At 70.6% G+C, this 11,949-nt stretch carries 10 protein-coding genes; 6 read left to right on the top strand and 4 right to left on the bottom strand.

Annotated features, from left to right (window positions below; all coding sequences use genetic code 11):
• The first annotated feature begins 97 nt into the window (after nucleotides 1-97).
• From ACMCNN_RS30265 to ACMCNN_RS30250, 4 genes are all read left to right on the top strand, one after another.
• Nucleotides 98-916: a C40 family peptidase gene (locus ACMCNN_RS30265; protein ID WP_412743860.1), complete on the top strand. Its 819-nt coding sequence runs from the start codon at nucleotides 98-100 to the stop codon at nucleotides 914-916.
• A gap of 55 nt (nucleotides 917-971) precedes the next feature.
• On the top strand, nucleotides 972-1,613 hold the full coding sequence (locus tag ACMCNN_RS30260) for a GNAT family N-acetyltransferase (protein ID WP_412743859.1): 642 nt from the start codon (nucleotides 972-974) through the stop codon (nucleotides 1,611-1,613).
• A 160-nt stretch (nucleotides 1,614-1,773) separates the two neighbouring features.
• Nucleotides 1,774-3,057 carry a methyl-accepting chemotaxis protein gene (locus tag ACMCNN_RS30255; protein ID WP_412743858.1) on the top strand — a complete coding sequence of 428 codons (1,284 nt, stop codon included), beginning with the start codon at nucleotides 1,774-1,776 and terminating at the stop codon, nucleotides 3,055-3,057.
• A gap of 369 nt (nucleotides 3,058-3,426) precedes the next feature.
• Nucleotides 3,427-3,957, top strand: a complete 531-nt coding sequence (locus tag ACMCNN_RS30250) for a YbhB/YbcL family Raf kinase inhibitor-like protein (protein ID WP_412743857.1) — start codon at nucleotides 3,427-3,429, stop codon at nucleotides 3,955-3,957.
• Nucleotides 3,958-3,988: 31 nt separating this feature from the next.
• On the opposite strand, the gene ACMCNN_RS30245 is transcribed toward ACMCNN_RS30250, so the two are convergent.
• On the bottom strand, nucleotides 3,989-4,699 hold the full coding sequence (locus ACMCNN_RS30245) for a class I SAM-dependent methyltransferase (protein ID WP_412743856.1): 711 nt from the start codon (nucleotides 4,697-4,699) through the stop codon (nucleotides 3,989-3,991).
• A 245-nt stretch (nucleotides 4,700-4,944) separates the two neighbouring features.
• Between ACMCNN_RS30245 and ACMCNN_RS30240 the strand changes: the two genes are divergently transcribed.
• Complete coding sequence (locus tag ACMCNN_RS30240; RefSeq protein ID WP_412743855.1) at nucleotides 4,945-6,927, top strand: hypothetical protein; 1,983 nt, start codon at nucleotides 4,945-4,947, stop codon at nucleotides 6,925-6,927.
• A gap of 30 nt (nucleotides 6,928-6,957) precedes the next feature.
• Here the strand turns inward: ACMCNN_RS30240 and ACMCNN_RS30235 are convergent, their stop codons facing one another.
• Nucleotides 6,958-7,674, bottom strand: a complete 717-nt coding sequence (locus tag ACMCNN_RS30235) for a hypothetical protein (protein WP_412747331.1) — start codon at nucleotides 7,672-7,674, stop codon at nucleotides 6,958-6,960.
• Nucleotides 7,675-8,068: 394 nt separating this feature from the next.
• On the opposite strand from ACMCNN_RS30235, the gene ACMCNN_RS30230 reads away from it, so the two are divergent.
• Entirely contained in the window at nucleotides 8,069-9,730 is a 1,662-nt protein-coding gene (locus ACMCNN_RS30230) for a peptide deformylase (protein WP_412747330.1), read from the top strand.
• On the opposite strand, the gene ACMCNN_RS30225 is transcribed toward ACMCNN_RS30230, so the two are convergent.
• Together ACMCNN_RS30225 and ACMCNN_RS30220 are read right to left on the bottom strand one after the other, a co-directional pair.
• A complete protein-coding gene (locus ACMCNN_RS30225) occupies nucleotides 9,727-10,623 on the bottom strand; it encodes an IS5 family transposase (RefSeq protein ID WP_412742799.1) in 897 nt (298 codons plus the stop codon). The two genes, ACMCNN_RS30230 and ACMCNN_RS30225, sit on opposite strands and share 4 nt — an antisense overlap.
• A gap of 140 nt (nucleotides 10,624-10,763) precedes the next feature.
• Nucleotides 10,764-11,879 (bottom strand): globin domain-containing protein, encoded by a 1,116-nt coding sequence (locus tag ACMCNN_RS30220; RefSeq protein ID WP_412743854.1) that lies wholly within the window; start codon nucleotides 11,877-11,879, stop codon nucleotides 10,764-10,766.
• Nucleotides 11,880-11,949: the final 70 nt, after the last annotated feature.

The raw sequence follows: 11,949 nt of genomic DNA, 5'->3' as shown, positions 1-11,949 counted from the left end.
CCATCCGTACAGCCGCCGGACGCTGGTTTCCGGCGCTTCCACCAGTGCACCGGGCCGGCACCGCAGGCAGACACTGCCCGCGCTGTACACCCGCCAGGTGCTGCGCACCGCCGGGGTGCTCGGTAGCGCCCCGGGACGGCACCGCAGGCAGGCGCCGCCGCATCCGTACACCCGGCGGGTGTTGACCGCGAGCGCGCTCGCGCTCGCGGTCCTCGCCCCGGCGGTGGACCCCATGGAACGGCCCGCCGAGGCCGTGCCCCCGCCGCCGTTGTCGCCCGACAAACTGGCCAGGGCTGCGGAGGCGGACCCGATCGCGGTGGTGTCGGAACGGCACGCCGACCGGGTGTCGCGCTCCGCAGTGCGCGCGATGACGGTACGGCCGGTGGTCAACGTCGTCCGGAATGCGGCCGGGCGGGCGGTCGTCCGGGTCAGCACCCGCATCGTGGTGCTCCGGCGGGCGGCCGACGCGCGCCGGGCGCACGCGCACCGGACGCCTTCGCCGTCCCGGCACACCCGCGCCACATACCGGCTCGGCCGCGCCGTGCAGCACTTCGTGCGGGCCGAGTACGTGTCGCTGCCGCCCGAGCGCGGGATGGGGCCGGTGCTGGCGTTCGCCCGGGCTCAGCTCGGCAAGCAGTACCGCCTCGGCGGGGAGGGCCCGTACACGTTCGACTGCTCCGGATTCACCATGCGCGCGTACGCGCGGATCGGTCTGCGGCTGCCGCACTCCTCGGGGGCGCAGGCCGCGATGGCGCGGACCGTGTCCCGCGCCTCGGCCCGCCCCGGCGACCTCGTCGTCGGGCGCGGCCACGTCGGGGTGTACATGGGTGGCGGAATGATGATCGACGCCGGCAACACCCGGACCGGCGTGGTGTACCGCCGGCTCTACGCCGGCCTCCACATCGAGCGGCTCTGAAGTGGATGGTCCGCCGCGGCGCACGCTCCGTGCGCCGCGGTGAGGAATCAACAACATGATCAAAGACCATTGGCCCCTGTACGGCCTGCGCCTGCGCACGCCGCGGCTGGAACTGCGGCTGCCCGACCAGGATGACCTCGCGGCCCTGGCCGACCGCGCCGCCGAGGGCGTGCACGATGCGGCCACTCAGCCGTTCACGGCCGCGTGGACCGATGCGGAACCCGCCCAGCGGGCCCGCAGCACGATGCAGTGGCACTGGTCGATGCTGGGCCGCTGGGCGCCGGACGACTGGTCGCTGAACTTCGTGACGGTCGCCGACGGGGTCGTGGTCGGCACCCAGGACGTGCGGGCCCGCCACTTCGCCACACTGCGCGAGGTCGGCACCGGATCGTGGCTGGGCCGCGCGCACCACGGCCGCGGGTACGGCACCGAGATGCGCGCGGCCGTGCTGCATCTGGCGTTCGAGGAACTGGGTGCCGAGTACGCGACCTCCGCCGCGTTCGCCGACAACGACGCCTCGTACGGGGTGTCGCGCAAGCTCGGCTACGCCGACGACGGAATCGACAGGCATCTGGTGCGGGGCGCGGCGGTGGTCAGCCGGCGGCTGCGCCTGGACCGGGCGGGGTGGGCGGCCGCCCGTACGGTTCCGGTCACCGTCGAGGGGCTGGCGCCCTGCCTGCCGATGTTCGGCCTGTAGGGCAGTCGGCCGAGCCTGTAACGGCGACGTTGCGGGATTCCCTTCCCGCGGTTCGGGTTCCGGCGACGACTCTGGCCCGGGGAGAAGCGGCCATGGACAGGGTGATGGGGGACACTGCGGGCATGCCTCAACACTGAGCGTCGCGGCCGATGGATGGGCCGTGACTCAGGGCCATGCCATCGCTGCGCGACGACGCAGTCCGCTGGAGGATCGATCGATCTCCGGCAAGCTGCTGCCCCGACTGTTCCTGCCCGCCGGTCTGGCCGGGCTGGTCATCGCGCTGTCCGATGTCGACGGGCACCAGGGGCTCCAGCTGGTCCGGGCGCTGGCGGCCTGTGCGGTCGCGGCGGCCACCTGGCGGGTGAACTGGGACCGGGTTCCGCCGCTGGCGTTGCGCACCCTGGCCTACCTCGGCGTGGCGATGATCGGTATCGGCGCCGTCACCGCCCCGACCACCTACTACCTGAGCCTGCTGTCCTCGGCCATCGGCCTGGTCTGGGCCGGGTTCGCTCTCGAGCGGCGTGACCTGGTGGCGCTGTCCGCCCTCATGGCCGTGCTGACCCTGGCGGCGCAGTGGCAACTGGCCCCACCATGGGTCGCGGTCTGGCGTTCGGTGGCGATCTGGCTGATGCTGACCGGGATGGGTACCGCGACGCACTGGCTGCGCGGACTGCTCGACGACAGCGCCGCCCAGGTCGCCCGGGCTCAGGCTGAGGTCACTGAGCTGCAGGTACGTACGCTGACCGAGCAGCAGCAGGCCGAGGCGCAGCGGGCCGAGCAGGCCGCCGCGCAGATGGCCGAGCAGACCCGCCTGCAGCAGCAGGTCGCCGCGCAGGCGGCCGTGCTGGCCCAGTCCGCCGCGGAGGTCAGCCAGAACACGACAGTCGCGGCCACCGCGACCGAGCAGATGTCCTGCGCGCTCCAGGACCTCTCGCGTACGGCGCAGTCCACCGAGGAGGTCACGGTCACGGTGGTGCGGCAGGCCGACGACGCCGCCACGGTGATCAAGGCCCTGGCCGCGTCGAGCGCGCAGATCATGGCGGCCAGCGACATCATCCAGTCGATCGCCGAGCAGACGAACCTGCTGGCGCTCAACGCCACGATCGAGTCGGCCCGCGCCGGCGAGAGCGGCAAGGGCTTCGCGGTGGTGGCCAACGAGGTCAAGGAACTGGCCCGCCAGTCCGGCGAGAACGCCGACTCCATCAACCGGACGTTGACCGAGGTCCGCGCCCAGGTCGACGCCGCGGTCACCCGGGTTACCGAGATCGCCGGAAGCATGAACACCCTGTCGGCGCACCACAGCACGCTCGCCGCCGCGATCGAGGAGCAGACCGCCGCCGTCGCCGAGGTCACCCGTACGGTCACCCGGACCGCCGGGGAGACCCACACGATGGCCACCGGTATCCGAGCCCTGGAGCAGATCTCCCGAACCGCCGGGCGGTAGCGACAATCCAGCGCGGCCGACCACTCGATGCGCTGCGGCTGCTCAGTGCCGGGCAGCAGTCGGCACCCGTCCCGAGTGGGCGGGTGCCGACTTGCTGGCCGCCACAGCGACCTATCGCCACCGAGCGCGGGGATCTCAGCCACACGCACCCGGTCGGATGTCCGACTGAAGTATTGCCGCGGACGCCCGAAGTCAAGCGCACCAGCTGTGCGTTTGCTGGCAAAACCCCGCAGGAGTGACACGGGAGCGGCAACCGCTCAGAAAGGCCGCCGACATGTGATCTGGTTACGCTCGGCCGGTCGGGGGAATCCCCACCGTGGTCCCCGCGCACGCCGGTCTCCCGCGGACGCCTGGAGGAAGGACACCGCCATGAGTCTCGACCGCCCCACCGCCCCGGACCCGTACGACCTGCTCCCGCCGGTGCCGTCCTTCACGGTCACCAGCACGGACCTGGTCGACGGCCAGCCGCTCGACGAGCTGCACGCGCACCCCGGCGGGGGCGGCAAGAACCTGTCCCCGCAGCTGTCCTGGTCCGGCTTCCCCGCGGAGACCCGCGGCTTCGTGGTGACCTGCTTCGACCCGGACGCGCCCACGGGCAGCGGCTTCTGGCACTGGGTCCTGGTCAACCTGCCGGCCTCGGTGACGGAGCTGGAGCGGGGGGCCGACCCGCTGCCCGACGGCGCGTTCTGCATCCGCAACGACTACGGCGATCTCGGGTACGGCGGTGCCGCCCCGCCCCCCGGCGACCGGCCGCACCGGTACGTCTTCGCGGTGCACGCCATCGACGTGGACTCACTCGACGTGGGCGCCGACGCGACCCCCGCGGTCGTCGGGTTCAACCTGGCGTTCCACACGCTGGCCCGGGCGACGATCCGTCCGACGTTCCAGGTCAGGGGCTAGCCGGAGGGCCGGTGCCGAAATGGGCGGTGGGTCAGAGCGGGGTCCGCGCCACCGCGAAGACGGACTGACCGAACGGGGGCTTCACCAGGCGCTCGGCGGCCTTGGTCACCGGCAGCACGAGCGAGTCGTACACCTTCACCATCGGGCCCTCCTTGGGGGCCAGCTTGAAGATGCTGGTGGCGCCGTAGTAGCCGATCAGGCCGAGCGCGTTCGCGTAGTGCATCTTCTCGATGGTCAGGCCCGCCTCTGTCATGGCGGCCCGCATCGTCTTCTTGGTGTAGCGGCGCACGTGGCCGGTCGCGATGTCGACCTGGCTCATGGCGAACATGAACGCCGGCACGATGATGATGACCCGCCCACCGGGGCGGACGAGGCCGGCCATGCTGCGCAGCGCGCCCACGTGGTCCTCGATGTGCTCCAGCACGTTGTACGACACCGCGGCGCTGTAGTCGCCACCCTCGGTGCTGGGCAGCAGCATCTGGCGTACGTCGATGCCGGGGTGATCGGCCAGGCGCTCCTTGAGCTGCACCAGCCGGTCGGGGTCCGCCTCGGTGGCGGTGAAGCGGGGCAGATGAGCCGACCACTCGAGCGCGTAGTCCCCGAGGCCGCTGCCGATCTCGATGGGGTTGTCCCCCAGATACGGAAGCGCGAGCTCGACGAACCAGCGACGGTGGTTCACTGCCGTCGCCAGGCCCTCGAGGACCTCGGACTGGATCCGCTGGTCTCCAGTGATGTCTGCCATAAGTCGGGTTCCCTCGTCTTGCTGGACAGCGGGACCGGAAGAGTTAACCAGACGCTGCCTGCGACCGAAAGTTGAGCGGGGGGTGATCGCCCATTGTTTGCCTGATTGAGACATTGCTCGGGGGTGGCCCCGGGTGGTGCATCCTGCCCGCCGTGTGACCGAAAACGCCCCTACATATCGTCTCGATCACGCATCGGTCACTCGTCACTGCAACGTTACCAACCTCGGTTAGGCTCGCCGACGCTATGACGATTACGGGTATTGACTCGACAGGCCAGTCGGCTGGTGGGCATGCGGCCCTGCCAAACCGTGAGGCCGGCGCAGAGGACCTGGACGCAGAGCTCATCGCCCTGGAAAGCGAGGTTGCGGCGTCGCCGGTTGCTGTCAAAACCGCTGTTCGAGCCGTACCCGAACGGACGACCGAAGAGTACCGTCCCGTCCGCTGGTGGCGGACCCTCAAAGGGCGAGACGTCCTCGCGATTCTGAGTTTCGTCGCGATCGCGCTGTTCCTGACCGCACCGTTGTGGTTCAACCTTGATCATGACTTGCGCGACGATCCGCAAGATCAGGCTTTCTTTGAGTGGATGCTGGCGCACGGTGCACGAGTGCTCACGGATGGCGTCTATCCGTTCTTCTCCGATCGCATGAATTACCCCGACGGGGTGAACATGATGGCCAACACCTCGGTGCTGGCCGTTTCTCTGCCGATGACACCGATCACTTTGATGTTCGGTCCTCATGTGGCGTTCAACGTATTTCTCACGCTGGCGTTGGCATGCACCGGCACGTCATGGTATTTGGTGCTGTCCCGCCAGTTCGTGACGTCGCGGCTGGCCGCCTGGGTCGGCGCGCTGTTCTGCACCTTCGCGCCGAGCATGGTCTCGCACGCGGGCGGACACCCCAACATCGTCTCGCAGTTCCTCGTTCCGCTGATCATCTGGCGCACGCTGGCGCTCCGTACGCCCGGCCGCGCCGTCCGCGGCGGCCTGATCCTCGCGGGCCTGCTCATCTGGCAGGCGTTCATCAACCTCGAGATCCTCTTCATGACCGCCGTGGGTCTCGGTGTGTTCTGCGCGGTCATGGCCGTCACCCGGTTCCGCCGGCATCGCGGCGAGATCCGTACCTTCCTGCGCGGGCTCGGCGTGGCCGGCGTCGTCACCATCGCCGTGCTGGCGTACCCGCTGTGCGTGCAGTTCTTCGGGCCGCAGAGCTACGAGGGGCTCGCCCCGTTCGTCCGGAACTTCGGGGCCGACCTGGCGTCCTTCACGGCGTACTCGCAGCGCTCGATCGCCGGGCACGGGCAGGTCACCCCCGGGCTCGCGCAGAACCCCTCCGAGGAGAACGCCTTCTTCGGCTGGGGCCTGGTGATCCTGTTCTTCGGGCTGATCTTCTGGATGCGCCGTACCGTCGCCGTGGTGGCCCTCGGCGGCATCGCGCTGCTGTTCGCCGCCATGTCGCTCGGGCCGCAGATCTACCTGCGCGGCATCAACACCGGCGTGGCCGGCATCTGGTCCGTGCTGCACAGCGTCCCGGTGCTCAACTCGGCGGTGCCGACCCGCTGGGCTCTGGCCATCGCGCCCGTGGTCGGCATCGTCCTGGCGCTGGGCGTGCAGCGCGGGGTCGAGCTGGTCCGGACCCAGCCGTCCACCCGCGGACCGGTGCGCGTCGCCATGATCACCGCGGTGGTGATGGCGCTCGTGCCGCTCGCGCCGACGCCGCTGGTCACCAAACCGATGGAGCCCGTCCCCGACTTCGTCACCTCCGGCGCGTGGCGGCAGTACGTCGACGACAACCACACCGTGGTCGCGCTGCCGCTGCCGGATTCCAGCTACCCGGACCCGCTGCGCTGGAGCGCGTACACCCACCAGGACATGCGGATCGCCGGCGCGTACGCGCTGCTGCCCAACCAGAACCCGCTAGACCCGACCGACCGTACGGCGCTGTTCTCTCCGCCGTGGCGGCCGACCAGCGGCCTGATGGCGTCGATCAAGCAGGGCAACCCGACCCCGGAGATCACCGACACCCGGCGCGAGATGACCCTCGCCGACCTGCGGTTCTGGAAGGCCGGGGCGGTCGTGCTCGCCCCTCAGTCCCGCGACTTCGAGATGCTGCGCGTGATGACCGACCTGCTCGGCTTCCAGCCGACCTGGACGGGCGGCGCCTGGGTGTGGAACGTCCGCAGCCTGGTGGACGACCCGAAGGCCGTGCTGACGGCCGCCGCCGGCTGACAGGCGCGGGGCCGCTGCCGGGCGGCGCGTCTACTTGATGCAGCAGCCCTGGCAGACCTTGGGCTGGGGCAGCGTGAACGCGAGGCAGCAGGTCTTGCGCTGCACGTCCAGCGTGCCGGACGGGCCGGGCACCAGCTCGATGAGGTCCGCGACGCCGAGCGTCCTGAGCAGCGTGTCGATCGTCTCCGCCGACGAGCCGGGCAGGACGTCGGCGGAGCGCAGCACCGCGTACGCGACGCCCGACGACACCGACCCCATGAGGGTCCGCTTGCCCAGCCGCACCCGCCGGTGAATGGCGTCCAGCAGCGGGGTCAGGTGCTCGTCGAGCAGCGTGGTGCGCAGCGCCGCCAGCAGGGCGGCCTCGTCGGCCACCACGCGGATCTGCGGCAGCCCGCCGAGGGCCAGCGGATCCGACGGCAGCACCGCGACCTCGATGTCGGCCCGCATGCCGAGCGTGACCAGCGGGCGCGGGTCGTCGAAGTGCATGAGTACGTCGCGGGCGCGCAGCAGCGGAACCCGGCGGGCCGACGCCCAGCCCAGCACCGCCGGCAGCGCCAGCCAGTAGGTGTATGCCTTCCAGGCCAGCGCGGCCGCGGCGTGCGGCTCGGCGTTCCAGCGGCGGGCGGCCCCGTCGAGCAGGGTGTCGAGCTGGTCACCGGTCAACAGGGTGGTGGGCTGCCAGCCCGACGGGTCGCCGACCAGCAGGTCGGGCGCGAGCCCGGGCAGCTCCGTGCTGGTGCCGAACATGGCGCGCAGCGTCGCGGTCACCGGCGCCAGCGGCTGCTCGGCGTAGGGGGCACCGGTGAGCGCGGCCCGGTCGATGGCGGTGGTCACCGGGCCACGCCGATCCGAGGGCGGGAGTGCCCCCCGGAGCGCTTCGTCGGCCGGACCACCGCTGTCACCTCACACGCGCGTACGAGTCGACCGGGAGCAGATCTCCGCGGCGACGACCACCATACCTTGTTAAGGCTTACCTAACCAGGCCGATCGAAACCCGTGGTCACACGGCTGTGTGTCACAGCTCAAGCGTCCCGGTCCGCCCGTCTCGCCCGTCAAGGCATCTGTCGGCTACGTGCTACTACCTCCTTACTGACAGGCGTGACGGCGACACTGAAGCTCTCGTGGCGAAGGGGACACCGTGTTGACCACCTCACCCGTCGAGCGAGCCGCGGACAAGTTCGTCGCGGCGCTGGCCCAGTGGCGTAACGAGCGAGGCATGACGAAGAAGCAGCTCGCCGCGCGCATGGGCTTCGATCCCTCGTACGTCAGCCATGTCGAGAGCCGCCGGCACAAGCCGACGGAGGACTTCGCCCGGCGGGCCGAGGCGGTCCTGGCCGCCGGGGGCGCGATCTGGCAGCGGTTCCGGGAGTACGACGAACTGCGGCACGCCCGCGGAGCCGCGCTGCACCGCGACCCGCCCGTGCCCGTCCAGTGGATGCCGCCCGGCACCGGGCTCATCGTGGAACGGGAGATCGCCGAACTGCGCTACACCGACGGCGCGTACCGGTGCCGGGTCCGGCGCGACCTCTACAACCCCGGCGGCGAGCCGGTCACCCGGTACCTGGTGAAGATCGCCGTCGACCGTTTCCCGCACGACCCCGCCGGGTCGAACCGGCACCACCGCGCGCATCCGCTGACCATCGAGGAGATGAGCCTCGCCGCACACGCGGGCGAGGGCGCCGCGGTGGAGCCCATGGACTGGTACGTCAAGCTCGACCGGGACGCCGCCAAGGAGATCTGGCTGCTGTTCGCCAACGAACACGGCCGGTTCCCCCTCTACCCCGGCGAGCGCACCACCATCGAGTACGCGTACACGGTCGGCGAACAGAAGTGGGGGCAGTGGTTCCAGCGGGCGGTCCGCCTGCCCACCCGCAGCCTCACCGTGCGCCTCGACTTCCCGGTGGAGTTCGACCCGCAGGTGTGGGGCGTGGAGACGTCGCTGGCCGCTGAGGTGCCCGTCCGTACGCCGCTGGGACGGCACAACGACGGCGACCGGGCGATCTTCGAATGGTCGACGGACGCGCCCCTGCTCAACGCGCGGTACCGGCTGGAATGGCGGTTCCGCGCCCCCGGCGCCCCGACCGTGGAGGAACCGTTACCCCCGCCGGGTCCCGCCTCCTCCCGAGTCGCGGGAGGTGATTCCGCCGCGCCCTCGGGTGCGGGGGATGATCCGCCCGCACCCTCGGGTGCGGGCAGCGATCCCGCCCGTGGTGCGCCGCCGCGCCGCGCGGCCGGCCAGCGGCGCGACGAGGAACGGGCCAGCCAGCGGATGCGCGACATCGGCATCGTGCAGCGGGGCTCCGACCTGCTGCGCCAGCGCGCCCGGCACTTCCAGCTGCCCCGCGAGGAGGCCGCCGCCCGCGACGCGGTGACCGGGCTGCTGGCCACGCTGGACAAACTCGAACGGGCGCACGACTTCCGCAAGGGGGTCGGCCTGGCCGCACCGCAGATCGGGCGCGCCGTCGCCGCCGCGGTGATCCGGCCACCCGAGCGCGGCAGCGCGCCCGTCGTCCTGCTCAACCCCCGGGTGGTCGGCGAGTCCGCCGACACCGACGACCGGTACGAGGGATGTCTGTCCTTCTTCGACTACCGCGGCCTGGTCCGCCGCCCGCTACGCGTCGAAGTGGAACACGCCCGCTTCGACGGGACCAGGGTGATCACCTCGTTCGAGCAGGCGATGGCGCGGCTGGTCAGCCACGAGATCGACCACCTGGAAGGCCGCCTGTACGTGGAGCGGATGCCCGACGACAGCCTGGTGCCGGTGGAGGAGTACCAGCACACCGGGCGGCCCTGGGCGTACTAGGCCGTGTTTCGTAAGGCCCGTAGCCATTGGTTGATCGCGGCGATGGTAAGGGTGGCTTCGTAGCGGACGGCCAACTTGTCGTAGCGGGTGGCCATGGCACGGTGCTGTTTGAGCTGGTTGATGCCGCACTCGACAGCGTGCCGTAGCCGGTAGAGGTCGGGATCGAACGCGGGCGGACGCCCGCCTTTGGATCCCTTGGCCTTGCGGTGAGCGTCCTGGTCGACCTTGCTCGGGATGCAGGCTTGGATCCCTCGGGCACGCAGGTAGGCCCGGTTGGCCTTGCACGTGTACGCCTTGTCGGCCAGCACCTGGTCCGGTCGGGTCCGGGGCCGACCAGCACCGGCACGGGCGACGCGGATACCGCGCAGGACCGGGATGAACTGCGGGCTGTCCCCGCGCTGCCCGGCAGTCACCAGGACTGCGAGGACCTTGCGGCCCTGCTCGCAGGCCAGGTGCGTCTTGGTGGTCCACCCGCCCCGGGAACGGCCCAGTGCGTGCCCGGCGGGTTCGGTCTGCACACCGCCGGGCGGCTCCTTCTGCGCCTGGCCGTCGCGGCGGGCGCCGGCCGCGTGCTGATGGGCGCGGCTGATCGTGGAGTCCACGCTGACCGACCAGCCGATCAACCCACGAGCATCAGCGCGGGTCTGCAACGCGGCCAGGATCTGCGCCCAGATACCGTCGCGTTGCCAGCGGCGGAACCACCGGTACAACGTCTGCCACGGCGGATAGGCCAAGGGCACGTCCCGCCACGGTGACCCGGTGCGTACCCGCCACCGGATCCCGTCGATGATCTGCCTGCAGGCCCATCTGTGTGGCCGCCCACGACCTGTCACCACAGGCAGCAGCGGTTGCAGCACCGCCCACTGCCCGTCGCTGAGATCGTGGCGCCTCACTGCCGCTACGCTCGGCACGAGGTCTCCGGTCGGTCTCCGGTTTTGCTTGGTCGCTAAACCACCTACCGGAGACCTCTTCAATTATCGATCACCGCCACGCCGCGACATCGGCGCCCTTACGAAACACGGCCTAGTGGCGGTCAGGTCATCTCGGTGAAGCTGTCGTACTTGACGCGCATCGGCGGGACCTGCAGCTCCGCCAGCGTCTTCAGGGTGGCCTTGACCATCGGGCCGGAGCCGGAGACGAAGAAGTCGTGCTCGTTCCACGGGCCGTACCGGGCCACCACGTCGCAGATGTTGCCCTGCTCCCCGCCGAAGGTCGGGTCGTCACTGCAGGCGGTCACCACCGACAGCCACGGGTAGCGGGCGGCCAGCCGGTTCAGCTCGGCCAGGTCGTACAGGTCGTCGCGGTCGCGGGCGCCGAAGAACACGTGCACCCAACGGGTCCGGTTGTACCGGGTCAGCTCCTCCAGCAGCGACTTGATCGGGGCCAGGCCGGTGCCGCCCGCCACGAACACCGCGTCCCGGGTGGAACGCCGGTCCAGCGTCATGCTGCCCATCGGCGCGGCCAGCCGGACCATGTCGCCCACCTGCAGGCGGCGTACCAGGGCGCTGGACACCCAGCCCGCGCCCACCGCGCGGGCGTGGAACTCCAGCGTGTTGTCCCGTCGCGGCGCGTTCGCCGGTGAATAGGTACGCCACAGCCGCGGCTGGTAGCGCGGGCATTCCATGCTCAGGTACTGCCCCGCACGGAACTCCAGCGGCTGCAGCGGCAGCACGGTGAAGACCGCGATGTCCTTGGACCGGCGCTCGTGCGCGACCACCTCCGCATGCCAGTACGGGGGATTGGCGTCTGCCTCCGCCCCCGACAGCATCTTCGCGGCGATGACCGCGTACGCGTCGGCCCACGCCTGCTCGTACTCGATGGCCCACTGGTCGCCCGCGAACTGCCGCAACGCCTCGATCAAGGCTCCACCCACCACCTCGTAGTGCGCCGGTTCCACATGGAACTTCCGGTGATCACGACCCAGTCCGCGCAGGTACTCGTCGAACCGTTCGGGATCCTCGAGGGTCTGCACGGCCGTGACGATCGCGTTGAGCAGGCGTGCGCGCTGCACGTCCATCTGCACCGGGAAGAGGTCACGCACGTTGGGGTGGGCCAGGAAGATGCGTGCGTAGAAGTATCCGGCGACCTTGTCCCGGTGTTCCTCGACCAGGCTCCAGCTCTCCTTGAGCAAGCGTGCGAGGTCTCCCATGCCCTTCAGGGTGGGTCACGAGAGTCGGGTACCCGACGCACCCAAAGTGCGATGTCACGCGATCGTCGGC

Origin of the sequence: Krasilnikovia sp. MM14-A1004, from assembly GCF_047159485.1 — a bacterium.
Taxonomy (GTDB): Bacteria; Actinomycetota; Actinomycetes; order Mycobacteriales; family Micromonosporaceae; genus Actinoplanes.
Note: the sequence above shows the minus strand (reverse complement) of the source record. Positions and strands in the feature narration are given on the sequence as shown.

Bases quoted from the DNA above. Each gene is read 5' to 3' on its own strand.
- ACMCNN_RS30260 (WP_412743859.1), top strand. From the start codon at position 972: ATGATCAAAGACCATTGGCCCCTGTACGGCCTGCGCCTGCGCACGCCG.
- ACMCNN_RS30250 (WP_412743857.1), top strand. From the start codon at position 3,427: ATGAGTCTCGACCGCCCCACCGCCCCGGACCCGTACGACCTGCTCCCG.
- ACMCNN_RS30245 (WP_412743856.1), bottom strand. From the start codon at position 4,699: ATGGCAGACATCACTGGAGACCAGCGGATCCAGTCCGAGGTCCTCGAG.
- ACMCNN_RS30240 (WP_412743855.1), top strand. From the start codon at position 4,945: ATGACGATTACGGGTATTGACTCGACAGGCCAGTCGGCTGGTGGGCAT.
- ACMCNN_RS30235 (WP_412747331.1), bottom strand. From the start codon at position 7,674: ATGTTCGGCACCAGCACGGAGCTGCCCGGGCTCGCGCCCGACCTGCTG.
- ACMCNN_RS30220 (WP_412743854.1), bottom strand. From the start codon at position 11,879: ATGGGAGACCTCGCACGCTTGCTCAAGGAGAGCTGGAGCCTGGTCGAG.